This window comes from Streptomyces sp. NPDC003011, assembly GCF_053591515.1.
In genome coordinates this window covers 37,417-55,169 of record NZ_JBSFTY010000044.1, presented here as the reverse complement: position 1 = coordinate 55,169, position 17,753 = coordinate 37,417, and the positions used below count along the sequence as shown (strand labels likewise).

At 69.4% G+C, this 17,753-nt stretch carries 10 protein-coding genes and 2 pseudogenes; 6 read left to right on the top strand and 6 right to left on the bottom strand.

Annotated features, from left to right (window positions below; translation table 11 throughout):
• The first annotated feature begins 27 nt into the window (after window positions 1–27).
• A complete protein-coding gene (locus ACWD0J_RS22975) occupies window positions 28–6,198 on the top strand; it encodes a hypothetical protein (protein WP_451497697.1) in 6,171 nt (2,056 codons plus the stop codon).
• Window positions 6,199–6,482: 284 nt separating this feature from the next.
• Here the strand turns inward: ACWD0J_RS22975 and ACWD0J_RS22970 are convergent.
• Window positions 6,483–7,149: pseudogene (locus ACWD0J_RS22970) on the bottom strand (nucleotidyl transferase AbiEii/AbiGii toxin family protein).
• 5 nt (window positions 7,150–7,154) lie between these two features.
• Entirely contained in the window at window positions 7,155–7,547 is a 393-nt protein-coding gene (locus ACWD0J_RS22965; protein WP_451497674.1) for a hypothetical protein, read from the bottom strand.
• A 167-nt stretch (window positions 7,548–7,714) separates the two neighbouring features.
• On the opposite strand from ACWD0J_RS22965, the gene ACWD0J_RS22960 reads away from it, so the two are divergent.
• The 5 genes and pseudogenes from ACWD0J_RS22960 to ACWD0J_RS22940 all read left to right on the top strand — a co-directional run.
• Window positions 7,715–8,146, top strand: a complete 432-nt coding sequence (locus ACWD0J_RS22960; protein ID WP_451497673.1) for a hypothetical protein — start codon at window positions 7,715–7,717, stop codon at window positions 8,144–8,146.
• 20 nt (window positions 8,147–8,166) lie between these two features.
• Window positions 8,167–10,521: a hypothetical protein gene (locus ACWD0J_RS22955; RefSeq protein WP_451497672.1), complete on the top strand. Its 2,355-nt coding sequence runs from the start codon at window positions 8,167–8,169 to the stop codon at window positions 10,519–10,521.
• A gap of 206 nt (window positions 10,522–10,727) precedes the next feature.
• Entirely contained in the window at window positions 10,728–11,249 is a 522-nt protein-coding gene (locus ACWD0J_RS22950) for a hypothetical protein (RefSeq protein WP_451497671.1), read from the top strand.
• Window positions 11,250–11,656: 407 nt separating this feature from the next.
• On the top strand, window positions 11,657–12,490 hold the full coding sequence (locus tag ACWD0J_RS22945) for an alpha/beta fold hydrolase (protein ID WP_451497670.1): 834 nt from the start codon (window positions 11,657–11,659) through the stop codon (window positions 12,488–12,490).
• A gap of 380 nt (window positions 12,491–12,870) precedes the next feature.
• Window positions 12,871–13,257, top strand: a pseudogene (locus ACWD0J_RS22940) (serine hydrolase); the annotation flags it as partial.
• Window positions 13,258–13,300: 43 nt separating this feature from the next.
• Here ACWD0J_RS22940 and ACWD0J_RS22935 read toward each other — a convergent pair.
• The 4 genes from ACWD0J_RS22935 to ACWD0J_RS22920 form a co-directional block, all read right to left on the bottom strand.
• Window positions 13,301–13,717 carry a VOC family protein gene (locus ACWD0J_RS22935; RefSeq protein ID WP_451497669.1) on the bottom strand — a complete coding sequence of 139 codons (417 nt, stop codon included), beginning with the start codon at window positions 13,715–13,717 and terminating at the stop codon, window positions 13,301–13,303.
• A 428-nt stretch (window positions 13,718–14,145) separates the two neighbouring features.
• Window positions 14,146–15,504: an MFS transporter gene (locus ACWD0J_RS22930; protein ID WP_451497668.1), complete on the bottom strand. Its 1,359-nt coding sequence runs from the start codon at window positions 15,502–15,504 to the stop codon at window positions 14,146–14,148.
• A gap of 89 nt (window positions 15,505–15,593) precedes the next feature.
• Window positions 15,594–16,541 carry an amidohydrolase family protein gene (locus ACWD0J_RS22925; protein ID WP_451497667.1) on the bottom strand — a complete coding sequence of 316 codons (948 nt, stop codon included), beginning with the start codon at window positions 16,539–16,541 and terminating at the stop codon, window positions 15,594–15,596.
• Window positions 16,542–16,564: 23 nt separating this feature from the next.
• Window positions 16,565–17,590: an amidohydrolase family protein gene (locus ACWD0J_RS22920; RefSeq protein WP_451497666.1), complete on the bottom strand. Its 1,026-nt coding sequence runs from the start codon at window positions 17,588–17,590 to the stop codon at window positions 16,565–16,567.
• Between the last annotated feature and the right edge of the window lie 163 nt (window positions 17,591–17,753).

Here is a 17,753-nt window from a genome sequence, read left to right as displayed (position 1 = left end):
GTGTCCACAGAAATGGAGTACGCGTACATGCAGGACCGCTACCGCGTCGTCACGGGGCCGCCGTGGTCCCCGTCGAGCGTCTCGGCCCAGGACCTCGAAGGCCTGGCCGCCGCGCTCAACGCCTTGGACCACCCAGCCGTCACCGCCCTCAACGACCTCACGGCCGACATGGTGGAACTGGCCTTCAACTCCCTGCGGCCAAAGGACCGGCAGGAGTTGCTCGGCCGGCTGGGCATCCGCATAGCGGCCCCTCGACGGGTGAGCAAAGCCCTGTGCCAGGACGTTCTCGCCAGGCTACGGCGTGAGGCACGGCAGCACACCTGCACATGCGGAATCAAAGAACTCACGGTCACTGTGAGGAATCAGGTGGGCAACTTCGTCGTCGCGCAGGACGGCGAGACGGTTTCCGACCCCGTTACCCGGTGGGGTGCGACGCTTGTCCGGGCCGCGGTGTTTGCGTCGTGCAACGCCTCCGTCACCGACGCCCACATCCTTGCGTGGGCGGCGGAGCAGGACTGGTTCGCGGTGACGGCCGACGACAAGGAGACGGCTCAGCTCGCCGCTGTCGGTGCCGCGGCGCGCTCCATCGTGGAGGCGAACCCGGACGTCACCCCCAGAGCAGTGGAAGGCGACGAACCGCCGGTCGCGGGCGACGGGAATCCTGTGCGTGCGGCCGAGGCCGACCGGCCAAGCACTCATACCCCCACTCCCGAGATCGTGGTATCCGACCCCGGCACCTCTCTCGAGGCGACCGCTACGGCGTCCGACAGCGCCGGAACCGATGAGGGGACGGATCCGGAATCGGCCTGCCGACAGTTGCAGTCAGCCCTCGCGCAAGCCCGGCAAGCCGCGGAGAAGGTGACCAGTGCGGTCCGGGACGGCTGCCCCCCGCAGGAGGAGGACCTGGCCCCGCTGGCCGCGCTAGGTGCCGTCTTCGACAGCGTCGACGCGGTGCTCCGCACGGCGGGAATCGAGGGGGTGCCTCGCCGCCTGGAGGATATGACGTGCGCCGTACGCGCGCACTGGGCTGCGCACGAGCGTGACCTCCGGGCACGGGAGCCTCTGCGGGAACTGTTGGATGTCGCCTCCCGCCCGGACAGCTCCGCCGCTGCCGCCTCTGCGGCTGAGGCCGTGCGCGGCGCGGCCCGCCGCTTGCTGGACACACCGGTGTGGGAGGAGCCGCAACGGGAGGAAAGCGCAGCGCTCGCCGCCTTGGCCCGGCTCATGAGGCTGGGCCGGCAGGCGGAGGCCGCGGCGGAAATCCTGGTTCTGCAGGAGCAGGTCGTGCGGGTGCTGCCCACGTGTGCCATGGCGGTGGTAATGGCCCCAGAGCTGACGTTGGCTCAGCCGGAGGACGCCGACCGCGAGCCCACCGGGGCCGGGGCGGACGGAACTCCTCAGCGTGCCGACGCAGAGACGACCGTGGAGTATGCGGCCGCGCAAACGGCGGAGAGCATTGGCCAAACCAACAAGGAGACCGCGCCCGAGCGTGCCTCCAAGCCGGAAGCTGCGACGGTCCCTGAGCCGGCCTATGCCCACGACGCAGAGGCCGCCCCACCTGCGGACACCGACCCGGTACCGCTCACGGACCCGGATGTGCCCGCCCTGACCACGGCCCGGAAACCGGTCCACGCTGCCGATGCGCATGCCACGCCTCCTGCCACGAGCGCCCCGGCACCCCCCACGGACCCGGGCGGGCCCGTCTCGGTGTTCGCGGCACCTACCATCTGTCTCAAGGAGGACACGCCCGCCCGGGAAGCGGGGCCAGCCGTGGGTGACGCCTCCGACGACGCCGTAGCCGAGCGGGCGTTGGCGCAGCTGGTCGCGGATCGACGCTTCGGACTCGCCCACCATCTGGCGCGGGCCACCGGCCACCCCGAACCCCAGGTGGCGGCGCTCCGCCTGGCAGGTGCCGCCGCGCTGCTCACATCCGGTGACAGCCAGGGCGCCCGGCTGACGGCGGACCTGCTCCAGCAGTACGGCGGATACGCGGGCCACCACACCGAGGGCAGCGAACTCCTCGTGCTGCCTGCCCTGCTGCGTACCGCGCTGATCACCGGCGACCACTCGGCAGGCGCTCAGCTCAAGGCGCTGGCACCCCGACTCCCGGACCGGCTCGCGGAGGCGGCGACCACCGTCGCGGACCGTGCCCTCAGCGGTGCCCTGCTGATCGCTTCCCCGCTGGTCGCCGACGCCTCCGAGACGGAGGTCCGGCTGCGGGAGCTGCGTGAGCAGAGCCGTGCCCTGCTCGTGCCACAAAGGCTGCGGTTCGCGCGGGCGACGGAGATCGCCAAGCGCTGGCTCGCCCCCGACGACGGGATGCTCGGATCGCTGCTCATGACCGTCGTCGGCGACAATCGCGACGCGATACAGCAGGTGCGGGAGCAGGCCGAGCGGCTGGCGAAACTGGCCGAGGTCAACAGCGAGATCGACCGCATGGACCGCAGACACCGCTCGTCCAGCGGCAAGCCGCTGCAGGGCTCAGGACGGCAGGATCTGGTGCACCTGGTGGAGCGAGCCGTCAGCCTGGTCAAGGAGTGGTGCCTGGCGGTCGAAGGTATCCGTCGCGGCGACCGTTTCGACGGCAACCGGGCGGCCAATGAGATCTCCTCCCTGCGCCAGTCCCTGCTGGACGGCAGGGTGGCTGCGCTGAGCGAGCTGGAGCAGATGGCGCGGCGCTCGGACGCCATCGCCGCCGCGACGGCCTGGGCGGCCCGCGCATCGATGGAGGAACTGTTCGCGATGCTGGCTGGTGGCACCGTGACCAGGCGTTCCGGCGCTCCGGTCGACCCAGAAATCGTCCTGGACGCGGAACTGCTGAAGGTGTGCGACACCTGTGACGAGCGGCCGTCGCTCAATGCGCTGCTGACCGCGGTCGACCGGAGTTGGCAGGAAGCCCTCGACGAGCGACTCTCCCACGACGCCTTCACCGCGGCCCGTGGCATCGTAGAGCTGGCCGGACAAAAGTTGCTGCCCGCCGCCCGGGCTGGTGAGTTCGTCCCGCCCGCGGACGCTGAGATCGACGACCGGGAAGCCGTCCGGCGCACTGAGTTGCGGAAGACACACGCCGATCTCGTCGCCGAGGTGCACCGCGCGCAGGCCGACGGTGCCGTGACCGAGGATCAGGACTTGGGCCTGCAGGAGCTGCTGGCCGACGCCCATGACCGCCTCGAAGGCGGCGACCGGCACGACCTGCTGGACGTGCGGCGGGCGCTCGACACGGTGCGAAGTGACCTGCCCGCCTTCCGGCAGCAAGCGTCCGACCGGATCCGCGCCCGGCTCGATGCCCTGGACCCCACCGCGGAGGAGCGGGCCCAGGTGCTGCGGCGCCTGGAGACGAACGACCTGGCTACCGCCGCCGACCTCGTCTACTTCCTGGAAATCGGCGAACCCGTCCCGGAGATCGAGGGAGGCGAGTCCCACCTGCCCGACTTCTTCCCGGCTGTGCCCGACGGCCTGCCGGGAGGCATCGACCACGACCTCATCGAACTGGTCCGGTCCGGCGGTAAGCATCCGACGCTTCCCGTCCTGGACTACGGCGGCCTCTCCACCGACGAGGCGGCACTCGCGGCCGAGGTCCTCGACGAGTGGCGCGCGCTGGCCGCCGTCGAGCGGAAGGACCGGCTCCAAGTGGCTCCGACGAGACAGGTGCCCCCGCTCCTTAAGCTCCTCGGGTACGACGCCAAGAGCGCCAGGCCGCTTGACGACCGGTCCCAGCACCGGCGGGAGTACCGTCTCTTCGAAGCGACCGGAGTGGAGATCAACGGCAGGGCGAAGGCGCCCGCGTTCGGCTCGCAGATCAGGGAGCAGGGCGGCAACCTGCGCGTGATGATGGTCTGGGGCAGACCGCCTGCCAAGGTCGTCATGAGCTGGGCAGAGCGCGACACCAGCGATGCGAGCCTCCTCGTCGTCTACTTCGGCACGCTGAGCCGCGAGGCCCGCGTCGAACTCGCCGTCGGCTCAAGCCGGTTGCAGCCGCTGCTGGTCGTGGACGACGCCGCCCTCGCCTATCTCGCTGCCCGCGGCAATCGCCAGGTCAGCACCGCCACGCAGACGCTGCTGCCCTTCTCGGGCGTCAACCCGTACATCAGGGAAAAGCGCGGCCGGATCGGCGGCGAGATGTTCTACGGCCGTGACGCCGAACGCAAGAGCATCCTCGACCCACGCGGCACCCAGGTCATCTACGGCGGCCGGGGACTCGGTAAGTCGGCACTGCTTGCCGACGCCGGGGAACGGTTCACGGAGCAACGCCCCGGCTACCACCAGGCGGTGTACGTCAACCTCGACCAGGAGAACATCGGCAAAGGCAGCTCGTTCGGTCCGGTGACGCTGTGGAGCGTCCTGGAGCGGGAGCTGACCGAGGCTCAGGTACTCGACGACCGGCCGCAGGGGCGAAGGAAACGGCAGGAGATCTCCGACCGGGTGCGCACCGGCATCCGCACATGGCTGGACGGGGATTCGCGCCGCCGTCTGCTGGTCCTGCTCGACGAGTGCGACCAGTTCTTCGAGGCGGACGCCCCGCGCTTCGACCAGACCAAGAAGCTCAAGGGCCTCGGGTCCGACACAAAGGACCGCGCCAAGGTCGTCTTCGCCGGACTGCACTCCGTGCAGCGCTTCTCCAAACTCGCGAGCAACGGGCCGTTCGGCCACCTCGCGCAGACCCCGAAGGTGATCGGTCCGCTGGCTCCCCAGTCCGCGGCCGAGCTGCTGGTCGAGCCGATGCGGGCGCTCGGCTTCGAGTTCAAGAACCTGGATCTCGTCAACCGGGTACTCGGCTACTGCTCCTACCAGCCCTTCCTGCTCCAGATGTTCGGGCACCGGCTGGTCGAGCTGATGCAGCGCAAGCGGGCGCGGCGCGGAGCCGAGGGGCCCCCTTATGAGGTGGAGGTGACCGACATCGAGGTCGTGGAGTCGGACGCCGCGCTCAGAGACGGCATCTCGGCGGCTTTCAAGGACACGCTGAGCCTTGACCACCGCTACGACGTGATCGCCAACGTGCTGGCGTACCACGCCCGCCATCACGGCCTTGAGGTGCGGCTGAGCGACACCGAGCTGCGCGAGGAGTGCGAGACGTACTGGCGCAAGGGGTTCGAACAGCTCGACACCGAGGGTTTCCGCGCGTACCTCTCCGAGATGGTCGGCCTCGGTATCCTCGCGCCCAACCACGACGGATTGGGCTGGCACCTGCGCGGACCCAATGCCCTGCGCATGATCGGGACCTCCCACGAGGTGGAGGCCCGCCTGCTCAGGGCCGAACAGGACTGTGAACTCCAGGAAAGTATCGTGCAGGAAGGCCGCCCAGAACTCCCCGACGGCCAGCCGGCTCCGCTGACCAACACTCAGCTCGACGACCTTCTGGGCGAGCGGTCCAGCCGGACCAGGGTCGTCCTCGGCACATCTGCTACCGGAGTCACCGACGTCGCCCGGACCTTGCGGACGATCGCCGGACCGATCGATGGCTGGACGCTGCCGCCCGTCGGTAAGCCCAGCGTCTACAAGCAGGAGCTCACCGGAGGACGCCCTCGCGAACGACGTGTCGTCATCAGTGACTTCGTCAACTATCGGGACCCGGTGCGGCCTGATACCTGCCGGGAGGCCGTCGACCTGGCCGAGACGCTGCTGCCCGTCACCCCGGGAGTCACCCGAGCGGTCGTCCTCGTCACTGACACCACCCAACTGGCTCTGTGGCGGACCTTACTGATGGGAACCGAACCCACCTCGGCAGCCCCGGTGGTCCTGCGCCGTCACGACCGCCGCAGCCTGCGGGGCTGGGCTCAGCGTGTCAACGTGTTCCACACGGAGGACCGTCTGGACCGTCTCCACGCGCTGACCGGTGGCTGGCCGCTCTTGGTCAGCCGAGCACATCTCCTGCATGGCGAACTGGGCGATCCCGACGAGGTGTTGTGCCGCCTGGCAAACCTACGCACGGACCGGGCCGAGGCCCGCGCCTTGGCCGAGGCGACCGGCGTGTACGCGGACCCGCTGCTTGCCGCTGGGTACCGGGCCCTCGACGACGAGTTCAAGGACGGCCCTTTCGATCTGGAGGGCGCGGTGACCGCTGTGGCGCTCAAGATCGAGGACGAGGACGAGGGGCGGTGGATCGTCAACTGCCTCGACGCCCTTCAGGTGTTCGACCACGAGAACACCCAATTGCGCCTGGAACCGCTGTTGCGCCAGTGCGTGGCGCTCCGCATGTGACGGTGCGTGACACCGGACCGGCCGCCCGCATGTCCGGGTGGCCGGTCGCCTGTCACGGTCACCTTGCCGATAGCCGACCAGACGCGGCGTACGTATCCCGGCGGCGCTCCGCCCTGTTCATGCCGCCTTCTCTGCAGCCGAGGCCCTGGAGACCAGGTTCATAGGAGCGCACGAGGGATGACCCCAGTTGGTCACCCGCCCCCGATGGGGCCGCAGCTTGCCTGGCGTGCTTGGTGTGACAAGCTCGCGACCTCGTTTGCAGCGGTGATCTCGTCCGGACGCGATCAGTCGACGTCCGGATCACCGGCCTCTTCAAGGAGCCGGGTCGCGAGGTCGTCGGCCCACCCAAGGCCCATGTACGGAGGGCACTGATGGTGGCCTCGTCCAGGCCGTAGGCAGTGAAGGCTTCGTCGTCGGTCCACTCAGCGCCCGTGAGGTTCGACTGCAGGTCCTCACGCTCGAAGCGGCCACGCGCGTGACGCCGACCGAACTCCTCGAGCTCGGCATTGCTCCAGCGGCGGGAGGCCGCGAACACGTCGATCAGGTCGCGGGGCGCCCCGCGGTCGGCGAGCGCGCGGACCTTGGTCCCGATCACGTCCTCCTCGCGAGGACGGGCCCGTACCGGCTTTGGGTGACCGGTCGCCAGAAGATCTCCTTGAGGATGTCGACCTCGCATACCTGCCCGGTGGGCGGGTCGGTCACGGTGAAGCGGGCGGACAGCGGGGCGGTCTCCAACGCGTGCACCTTCCAGCCGCGGGCTTCCAGGCCGGCGCGGAGCGTGGCCGCGATGTCGGCCATGGGCGCCGGGTTCTCGGTGGCGACATCGAGGTCCTGGCTGGGGCGGTTCACGAGGCGGTGCGCCCGCACGGCATACCCGCCGGTTTGAACCAGGGGGTATGGGGAGCCGAGGGCGATCACGTCCGCCAGGAGCCGCGTGTGCAGCTCCGGCATGTCCGTCACGCGGCTGCCCGGGTGCGGGAGGCGAGCTGGGGGAAGGTGTCTTCCCATACGGCGCGCACGGTGCGGCCGGCGAGGGTGCGCAGCACCGGCCACAGCTGGAGGAGCAGGTCCCGGTTGAGGTACCGGGGCAGGTCATCGCGCAGGCCCTCGTGCAGGACGGTGCGGTACAGGCCCATGCACTGGCGAGGCTTGCCCAGGTCGTACGACGTCATCCCGGACCAGGCCATGTGCAGCGGAAGCTCCACGACCCCGTGGGTGGGGCCCTGCAACTCGTCCAGCGACTCCGGCAGGCGCCGCCGGAATTTCTCCCGGTAGAGCGCGAGGTCCTCGGCCTGCGCCCCCGAGAGGTTCTTCGGCGTGGATGCGGGGTGCTGTGTGCTGGAGGGCATGGCTCCATTATCGCGGCCGGAGAAGTCGCGACTGCTCCGGGTCTGGTGGGTCAGAGAGACGTAGGAGGGTGACGGTGGCTGCGCCTGTGATCCAAGCGACAGGCGATTAGGTCGGTGGCCGTGCGAGTACGGTGGAGTGGCCTGCCCAGGTGGACTTGGGGGAATTCATGACGTTCGAGCAAGAGTGGGCCGAACTGCGCGCGGCGGCGGCCGAGCGGACTGCCATGCAGACCAACAGCATTCCGGCCGACGGCGGCGGAGGCGGTGGTGGCGGGAACGGCCTGGTGGTCAATCGGGACGACCTCGGCGCTATCGGCAATGACGCGCATGACCTGCTGGGACGGCTGGCGAAGGAGGGCGACATCGCCCGTTCCTCCACGTTCGACGCGGCGACGGCGCTGACCAACGGGAACTTCGTCAGCGGTTCGGCCGTGCTGAAGGTGCATGACTTCTGGCAGACCCACCTGAAGACGCTGCTGGACGCCTGCGCGCAGATCTCGAATCACCTTGATTACAGCAAGGCCCAGCATGCCAAGGACGAGGCGAAGATCGAGGGAGATCTGATGCGGATCTCCGTGCTCACGGAATACATGAAATAGGGCTCGGGGGAGCGCGCAACATGCTGAAGTACGAGGACGTGATCGACGCTCCGGTGGCGAAGCTGAAGGCCGCCGCCGACGACTGGTCGGAGATGGCGGGGAAGCTGGACAAGCTCGCCACCGACGCCGCCGACGGGATGAAGGCCAAGGCGGACGGCGCGGCCTGGGAGGGCGTGAACGCAGGGGTCACCAAGGCGTTCATCGGCAAGACGGCCAAGGAGTTCGCAGACGCCGCGGCCGAGGCCAAGGGTGTGCAGCGGATCCTGGAAGAGGGCTACGCGGCCATCAAGAAGGCCAAGGACGACCTGGTCAACATCCGGGACCACGAGGGGCCCGCAGCCGGTATCCGCGTGGACGGCAACGGCAAGGTCGCGGCGCGGAACCCGTTGTCCGAGAGTCCCGCGGCGCGGCACGACCCCGACTACAGCGAGTTCGTGCGGGAGGAGAGGCGGAACATCGAGTCGTGGCAGAAGAGGATCGACCTCATCGTCGACAACTGCAACGACACCGACCTCGCCCTCAAGAACACCCTCGAGACCAACGTCACCGACCGCAAGGACTTCAGCGCTCCGACGTACACCAAGCTGGACCAGGAGGAGGCCGCCCGCGCCGCCGCTCTGGCAGCCAAGGGTCGGGACATCACACACGCCGAACTTCAGCAGCTCAACGAGCTGCTGAAGGACAACAGTTCGTCGGTGGAGTTCTCCAAGGGCTTCTACGAGAAGCTCGGCCCCGAGAAGTCGCTCGCGTTCTTCGGCCAGCTCTCCATGGACACGTACGAGTACACCAAGGTCGACGCGGAGCGCCTCAAGGACGTCCAGGAGCTGCAGAAGAACCTGGGCCTCAATCTGGCCACCGCCTCCCACGACAAGGAGTTCACCGACAAGTGGGGTCCGGAGCTCCGCAAGTTGGGTACGGAGCGCATTCCGCTGGCCAAGCACGACTACAGCGGGCCGTTCGGATACCAGCTGCTCGGCGGGATCATGCGGTACGGGAACTACGACGCGAAGTTCCTCAACCCGATCGCCGAACACGTGGCGCAGCTGCACCAGAAGGACCCGGGCATGTTCGCCGACAGCAAGGTGCTGAACAGCCCCTATAAGAACCCGTTCAACCCCTCCGGCGTGAACGGAGCCGGCTACGACCCGGCCACCGCCATGCTGGAGGCGCTCGGCAACAGTCCGGAAGCGGCCAAGAAGTTCTTCGCCGACCCCCCGACCGCGTACAACGAGGACGGTACGGTCAACCACGGCGCCACGGTCGACCTCGGCAAGGACAAGGACGGCGAGCGGATCGACAACTACCTCGACTTCTTCGGCAACGAGAAGTGGGAGTCCTTCCCCGACGTCAACTCGCTCGACCAGAAGGAGCACGAGGCGTCGCTCAGCCAGATGCCCGACGCCCTCGGCCACGCCCTGGAGGCGGCGACCCTCGGCTACCCGGCAGGGCATCCGGACGCCGGCGTGGTGCGGGACGCGGACAACGCCGCGGTCATGCAGCAGGTCATGGAGAAGTACGGTGCGGACCCTGGTCTGCTCAAGAAGCACGAGGTGATGGCCGACAGCCTGGGCGTCATGGGCGCCGGCTACATCGACGACATCAACTGGGCCTTGGCCAAGAACGATCCGGACAGCGTGTTCGCGCCGGGGAAGAACCCGGACGGGCACGTCGACTTCGCGGACACCGCGGACGGGAACGGACGGAGCATCGTCCGGGGCTTCCTCAGCACCCTGGGGCAGCACCCGGACGCCTATGCGACGGTCTCGACCGCGGAGCAGGTCTACACCCGCAGCGCGCTGGAAGAGACAGTGGGCCCGGACGGAAAGATCCACGACGAGGGCGCTGCCAGGGCCAGGGCGACCGTGCGTGTGGGCGCCGAGGTGCAGGGCATGCTCGACCAGTCCCGGGCCGACCAGGTGGAGGCGACGAACCTCAAGACCCACGAGGACTACGAGAAGGCGGTCGCCAAGCGGTCGGGCTGGATCGAGTTCGGGGCCACGGCGGGCATCGCGGCAGGCGTCGCCTTCCTGCCCGTGACCGCGGCCGTGGGCACGGCCGCGGTGCTCATCCCGCTGGCGACCGATACCGCCAGTGGTGCTGCCGAACAGGTTATCGGCCAGATGATCGGCGACATGTCCGACAAATCAGTGGACGAGCACAAGGAGAAGATGGAGGACCTTACTGACAAGGAGAAGGACAAGATCTACTCCGCCGGTGAGAGCATGGCCGAGGCCCCGATGGAGGGGTTCCTGGAGCTGCACGGTGTGGGCGAGGATGACGAGTTCAGACAGGACCTACAGGAATCGATGCTGATCGGCTACGGGGTCGGCAACGACCGGGAGAACCAGCAGGGCAACGACCCGGAAACGGGCTGAGGCCGGTGGACGGCCGAGGACACGTGAGGATGCGGACAGTGATCAGTCGTAGGTCGGTACGCGGGGGACTCCTCGCCGCGGCCGTGGCCGGCTCGTTGTTTCTCGGGGCCACGGGTTGTGGAGGGGACGGAGACGTGGACGGAACTCCGAAGACTCCGAAGGACTACAAGGTCGTTGCGGGGACACAACTGTGCGGTGGCAGGGCGGTGTCCGCCGACGCGTCCCGGGCGCTCAAGGTGATCACGGGGTCGTCGCGGTTCGAGGCGTCGGCGGAGGAGTACACCGTCGCGCAGGCCGCGACGGACCTGGTCGAGGCGTTCCCGGCCCCCACCGTCGGTAGAGAGGACGCCTGCCGTGTCTACACGCCCATCGGCACGCCGGATTTCAATCTCAGAATCACCTGGAGTCTGGAAGACGGCGCCCCGACGGGCGCCTCGGCCCCGAATTTCACTGTGCTGAAGATGGGGGAGCGGGCCGTGGCGGCGGCGGACAAGGCGTACGTCTTTTTCGCGTGCCGGAGCCCCAGATTGTCCGACTCGTCGAGAGTGGCCCACATCGTCATCGGCGTGGAGCATTGGGATATGCCGAAGGAACCCGAGGGCGACGTCGAGGCGTTGAAGGACGCCTACGCGACCGTGGCCCACTCCGTCTCGCTGGCCATGGCCAAGGAACTGCGCTGCGAGAAGAACGGCGGGCTCCCCGCGCGGCCCGTGCTGGATCCCGCGTAACCACCGGCGTGTGCGGGAACGACCATGATCAGGCGGCCCTTCCTGTCCGGAGGAGGGGTCATCCGCTGTATGCGGTCCGCCGCGGATGAGCGGTGCACGGACCTTGTCTCCAGGGGAGGGGGGAGCCGACCTCGCGCGTACCGGTCGCCCTACCCCTCGCCGGCCGGGCCGTGTTGACCCGCCAGGACCTGATCGGTGAACGCTGGGGCACCCCTGGCCGACGGTGGCGAGTGCGACAGTGGGTCCTGCTGCCTATGCGGACCGCAGTCGTGACGGCATCACCACCGCCGAGCGGAGCCTCTTCGGCCAGATCCTCACCGGCGGCATCCGCCGTCACCTCGCCGCCTCAACCGCGGCGGCGAACGTCAGGCCAACCACGCCCTCTACACCGAAAGGCAGCGACCACCATGCCGTTCATCACCGTCGGCCAAGAGAACTCCGCCTCCATCGACCTCTACTACGAGGACCACGGCACCGGGCAGCCGGTCGTGCTGATCCACGGCTACCCGCTCGACGGACACTCCTGGGAGAAGCAGGCCGCAGCCCTGCTCCAGGCCGGCTACCGCGTCATCACCTACGACCGGCGTGGCTTCGGCCGGTCCAGCCAGCCCACCACCGGCTACGACTACGACACCTTCGCCGCCGACCTGAACACCGTCCTGGAGACCCTCGACCTCAACGACGCCGTCCTGGTCGGCTTCTCCATGGGCACCGGCGAAGTAGGCCGCTACCTGGGCACCTACGGCTCCGCCCGGATCGCCAAGGCCGCCTTCCTCGCCTCCCTGGAGCCGTTCCTGCTCAAGACCGACGACAACCCCGAGGGCGTCGACGGTGGCATCTTCGAGGGCATCGAGCAGGCCGTCACTGCCGACCGGTACGCCTACTTCACCGCGTTCTACCAGGACTTCTACAACCTGGACGAGAACCTCGGCACCCGGATCAGCGAGGAGGCCGTCCGCAACAGCTGGAACGTCGCCGCCGGTGCCTCCTGGTACGCCTCGCTGGCCTGCGTGGCGACCTGGACCACCGACTTCCGCGCGGACCTTCCCAAGATCGACGTACCCACGCTGATCCTGCACGGCACCGCCGACCGCATCCTGCCGATCGAGGCCACCGCCGAGCCGTTCCGCCGGGCGCTTCCGCAGGCCGAGTACGTCGTCGTCGAAGGCGCCCCGCACGGCCTGCTGTGGACCCATGCCCAGGAGGTCACCGACGCCCTGCTCGCCTTCCTGGCCAAGTGACCGGCGGGCGGCCGGCCGCTTTCCGCCGGTGACGGACGCGGCGGGCCCGGCGGTGGCCGTCGCCCGCCCCTCTCCGGAGTGTGCGGCCGGCCGCCGAACGGGCCCGCCGATGCCGCCCGGCATGCGCGTCGGGGACGGGGAGAAGGCGGAGTCCGCGCGCCGGCGGACATGTCCGGCCGGCGCCCCGGCGCAGCCCCGGGACCCGCTAACCCGCCCTGAGGAACGGAGCTCGCGCGCAGGATCGCCACTCGCCGGAGTCGGCATCCGATGGCTGCCGACGGCCCTCTCCGGCGTGACGGGCAAGGCGTCCGCTTCCGGGTCCAGGGCGGCGAGCCGGTCCCGGCGACACCCCGCAATGGCGCCGCGCCGAACTCGGAGCCGTCAACGGCCACGGCAACGCACGAGGCGTGGCCTGCGCCCTCTCCGTGATCTCACGACGCGGCGAGGCGAACGGCCTGCGGCTGCTCTCCGCGGACTCGGTGGACAAGATCTTCGACGTCCAGGCCGACGGAATCGACCTCTTCCTGGGCGTTCCCGTGCGCTGGGGCGTCGGCTACGTGCTCGCCGACCCCCGGACGATGCCGCACATGCCCACCGGAACGATCTGCTTCTGGGTCGGCCGGGGCGGCTCGATCGTCCTGATGGACCTCGACCGGCGCATCACGTTCGCGTACACGATGAACCGCCTCGGCGACGGCATCCTCGGCTCCGAGCGCACACACGACTACCTCAAGCGCGTCTACGAAGCTCTCGGCGCCGCGAACTGAGACGCGCGCCCCCCGAAGGCCCGCTCCATCTCGCGCGGGTCGCTCAGGTCTGTGACTCGGTGATGATGTCGACCATCCAGGGGATGCCGAAGCGGTCCGTGCACATGCCGAACACGTCGCCCCACATCTGCGTCTCCAGCGGGACGGACACGGACCCGCCGGCGGACAGCTTCTCCCAGTAGCCGCGCAGTTCCGTGCCGTCGTCGCCGCTGAGGCTCACGGAGAAGTTGGTGCCCGGTGTGTGTGGCATGTCCGGTGGGGTGTCGGCGCCCATCAGGGTGAAGCCGCCCGGGGTCTCCAGCATGCCGTGCATGATCTTGTCGGCCTGCGGGACGTCCGGCTGGCCGAACTCCCCGTACGTGTTGAGTTTCAGCGTGCCGCCGAAGACCTCCTGGTAGAACTCCATCGCCTGTCGGGCGTCGCCGGCGAAGCTGAGATACGGGTTGAGGCGCGAGGCCATGACTACCTCCGGAGGGGGTGGACCGTCACTCCTGCGCACGCTAACGCCAGACCCAGACAACGGCCTGCTGTGTTCCCCCGCGCAACCAGCGGCGCGGGCGGCAGGACCGGGGCCGGACGGACGAACACTGACGAACACTGACGAACACTGATGGGTGCCGCGCAGGCACACCCTGACCATGGCCTTCGTACGCATCGGCGCCGGGGCCGACGCGTCGACGGGGCAGGCCGTGGCGTGGTGCGGGACGCGTGGTGCGGGACGCGGCGGCCTGGCGCCGCGGGCCGGCCGGCGGCGGAGCCGTCACCTCCGTCGAGGGCCGCCCCCCCCTGACCGGGAGCCGAAGGGCGGCTGAGAGGCCGGTGAAGCCGGGGTCCGTCAGGCGTGCCGGCGCATGTCGCTGCGCGTGGACCCCGGCCCGCCCGCTCGTGTCAGGCGGGGACGCCCGGTCGCTGCCGTTCCGTCTCGGCGAGGCGTGCCGAGCGGGTCAGGGGGCCGAAGACGGCCAGGGCGATCGCGCCGACCATCCAGGTGCCGGCGATGAAGTAGAAGACGCTGCGGTACCCGTGGCCGTTGTAGAGCGCCGCGACGATCAGGGGGCCGGCGGCGTTGGACAGCCGGCCGAGGCCGTAGGAGACGCTCGTGCCCAGGGAGCGGCTGCGCGTGTCGAAGAGCTCGGGGGAGTAGGCGTAGGCGAGGGCCGTGTAGCCGCGCTCGAAGAGGTTCACCAGGAAGCCGAACACGATGATGAAGACCGGGTCGAAGGTGAGCCCGTAGAAGAGCCCGCACACCGCGATCACCGCACCGAAGGCGACCAGGCACCACTTGCGCTCGAACCGGTCGGTGACCAGGGACGCGAGATAGCAGCCGAGGGGTGCGCCGACCGTGGTGAGCGCCACGTAGAAGACGGACTTCTCGACGCTGAAACCCTCCTTGGCCAGCAGGGTCGGTGCCCAGCTCGAGTAGCCGAAGAAGCCGATGGTCTGCGTCATCCACAACACCGTGAGCAGCAGGGTCGGGTACAGGTACTTCTTCTGCAGGAGCAGGCGCAGCGGAGCCCTGGTCGACGGCGTCTCGGCGACGGGGGGCGCGGGCTCGGGCAGCGGGCCCGTCTCCGCGGCGACGCTCGCCTCTATCTCGCGCAGGACCGCGTCCGCCTTGGCGTGCTCTCCCCGGCTCTCCAGCCAGCGGGGCGATTCCTTGAGGTGCCGGGTGAACAGGACGAGCAGGACGCCCAGGGAACCCCACAGGTAGACCAGCCGCCACGACCAGTCGCTGAGCGGCACGACGGCGCTGGCGATGAGGTTGGTGACGGGCGTGCCGCAGATGCCGATGACGATGGCGTACGCCTGGTACTTGCCGCGGATCGCCGACGGGTACATCTCGTTGATGTAGACCACCCCGACGACGGTCATCGCCGACAGGCCCGCCGAGGTCAGGACGCGGAACACGCCCAGGGACACGAGGTCCCAGGAGAACACCGCCGCGAACGAGGAGAGACCGAAGAACAGCGTCGTCCACAGCAGGGCCCGTTTGCGGCCCCACCGGTCGGAGATGCCCCCGGCGGCGAGCGCCCCGATGAACATGCCGACGAACGACAGCGACGTGACGTAGGCGACCTGGTCGACCGTGATGCCCCACAGGTCGATCAGTTTCGGCGCGGTGGTGGCGAAGCTGTTGATGTCCGCGAACTCGAAGAAGTAGGCGAAGGCGACGGCGAGCATGGTCGTCTTGTGGAACCGGGAGACCGGGAGCCGGTCCAGCCTGTTCAACGCGTTGGAGGTCTGCATGAGCGGCCCTTTGTCGAAGTCGGGGAGCGGGGCGGTGCGGGGACTGGGGAGCTGGGGAGCTGGGGGTGGGCAGGTGGCCGGCCGGTGGCTCAGACGTCCTCGCCCGGCCAGTACAGGCGCATGGGGTTGCCGACGAGCAGCTTGTGCTGCTCCTCGGCGGTCACCGCGACCTGGGGGACGTGGTCGACGAGGAGCCCGTCGTCGGGCATGTGGCCGGTGAGGTTGGGGTGCGGCCAGTCGGTGCCCCACAGGACCCGGTCGGGGAACTCCCGCACCACACGACGGCCGAACGGGACGACGTCGGCGTAGGCGTGCCGCTCACCGTCGAGGGCGGCGGGGCCGGTCAGGCTGAGGCGCTCGGGGCAGGTCACCTTCACCCAGACGTCGCCCGCCTCGACGAAGCGCAGGAACCGGGTGAACTCCGGACCGTCCACCGGCCGGGTCACGTCCGGCCGGCCCAGGTGGTCCACCACCAGCGGGGTGGGCAACGAGCGGAAGAAGCCCTCCAGTTCGGGCAGGTCGGCGCTCTCGAAGTAGAGGACGATGTGCCAGCCCAGCGGGGCGATCTTCCTCGCGATCGTGCGCAGGCCGTCCTCGGGCGAGGCGTCGACCAGCCGCCGGACGAAGTTGAACCGCACCCCGCGCACACCCGCCGCGTCGAGTGCGCGCAGTTCGGCCGCGCCGATGTCCGGCCGGACGGTCGCGATGCCGCGTGCCCTGCCGCCGGACGCCCGGACGGCGTCGGCCATCGCGGAGTTGTCCGCGCCGTGGCAGGTGGCCTGCACGATGACGTTGCGGGCGACACCCAAGTGGTCGCGGAGCGCGAACAGTTCGTCCTTGCCGCCGTCGCAGGGCGTGTACTTCCGCTCCGGCGCGAAGGGGAACTCGGCCTGCGGGCCGAAGACATGGCAGTGGGTGTCGACGGTGCCGGGCGGCAGCCGGAACGTCGGCTTGGAGGGGTTCCGGTACCAGTCCAGCCAGCCGGGGGTCTTGGGGGAGAGGGGAGACGAGGGAGACGAGGGAGACGAGGGAGACATGGCGGAGGGGATGTTCACGCGGCTCACCGGCCCTGGCGCTTCAGCAGTGCGTCCAGGCGCGGGTACGCGGCACGCGCGTTGTGCTCCTGGATCGCCGCCAGGTCCTGAGCGGGCAGCTCGGCCGCCTCCGCGTAGCGACGGGTGTCGTCGAAGTGGTGGCCGGTGCACGGGTCGATGTCGCGGACGGCGCCGATCATTTCCGAGGCGAAGAGGATGTTCCTGGCCGGGATGACCTCGAACAGCAGGTCCGAGCCGGGCTGGTGGTACACGCACGTGTCGAAGTAGACGTTCCCGAGGACGTGTTCCTCCAGCGGAGGCCTGCCGAGCGCCATCGCCAGGCCCCGGAAGCGGCCCCAGTGGTACGGGACCGCGCCGCCGCCGTGCGGGATGACGAACCGCAGGGTCGGGAAGTCGGCGAACAGGTCACCCTGCACCAGCTGCATGAACGCCGTGGTGTCGGCGTTGAGGTAGTGCGCGCCGGTGGTGTGGAAGGCGGGGTTGACGCTCGTACTGACGTGGATCATCGCCGGGATGTCGTACTCCACCATCTTCTCGTAGACGGGGTACCACGAGCGGTCCGTCAGCGGCGGGGCGGTCCAGTGACCGCCCGACGGGTCGGGGTTCAGGTTCAGGGCCACCGCACCGAACTCCTCGACGCACCGGGTGAGTTCGGGAAGACAGGTCGCGGGGTCGACGCCGGGCGACTGCGGGAGCATCGCGGCGGGCACGAACCGCCGCGGGTACAACTCGCTGACCCGGAAGCACAGTTCGTTGCAGATCGCCGCCCAGGCGGCGGAGGTGTCGAAGCCGCCGATGTGGTGCGCCATGAACGACGCGCGGGGCGAGAAGATCGTCACGTCGACGCCGCGCTCGTCCATCAGCCGCAGCTGGTTCGACTCGATGCTCTCGCGCAGCTCGTCGTCGCCGATGCGCAGGTCCGCGCGGGCGGGGGCGGCCGAAGGGTCGGTGAGGGAGGCGATCTGCCGGGTCCGCCAGGCCTCCAGCGCCGGCGGCGCGGTCGTGTAGTGACCGTGACAGTCGATGATCATTACGGTGTCCTTCTCCAGGTGCCGGGTGCCCGGGTGCCGGATCCGGGTTGCCGTGCAGCCTGGCTCCGTCCGGCGCGGCCCGGCGAGACACCGGAACACAGAACTAACGTCCCCTTAACACTCCGGCCGGCCCCCCGACCATGTGGTTTACATTCGGAACCGG

What these genes read in the sequence shown, in the direction of transcription:
- ACWD0J_RS22935 (WP_451497669.1), bottom strand. Translation starts at nt 13,717, where the DNA reads ATGGCCTCGCGCCTCAACCCGTATCTCAGCTTCGCCGGCGACGCCCGA.
- ACWD0J_RS22955 (WP_451497672.1), top strand. Translation starts at nt 8,167, where the DNA reads ATGCTGAAGTACGAGGACGTGATCGACGCTCCGGTGGCGAAGCTGAAG.
- ACWD0J_RS22920 (WP_451497666.1), bottom strand. Translation starts at nt 17,590, where the DNA reads ATGATCATCGACTGTCACGGTCACTACACGACCGCGCCGCCGGCGCTG.
- ACWD0J_RS22925 (WP_451497667.1), bottom strand. Translation starts at nt 16,541, where the DNA reads ATGTCTCCCTCGTCTCCCTCGTCTCCCTCGTCTCCCCTCTCCCCCAAG.
- ACWD0J_RS22965 (WP_451497674.1), bottom strand. Translation starts at nt 7,547, where the DNA reads ATGCCCTCCAGCACACAGCACCCCGCATCCACGCCGAAGAACCTCTCG.
- ACWD0J_RS22960 (WP_451497673.1), top strand. Translation starts at nt 7,715, where the DNA reads ATGACGTTCGAGCAAGAGTGGGCCGAACTGCGCGCGGCGGCGGCCGAG.
- ACWD0J_RS22975 (WP_451497697.1), top strand. Translation starts at nt 28, where the DNA reads ATGCAGGACCGCTACCGCGTCGTCACGGGGCCGCCGTGGTCCCCGTCG.
- ACWD0J_RS22930 (WP_451497668.1), bottom strand. Translation starts at nt 15,504, where the DNA reads ATGCAGACCTCCAACGCGTTGAACAGGCTGGACCGGCTCCCGGTCTCC.
- ACWD0J_RS22945 (WP_451497670.1), top strand. Translation starts at nt 11,657, where the DNA reads ATGCCGTTCATCACCGTCGGCCAAGAGAACTCCGCCTCCATCGACCTC.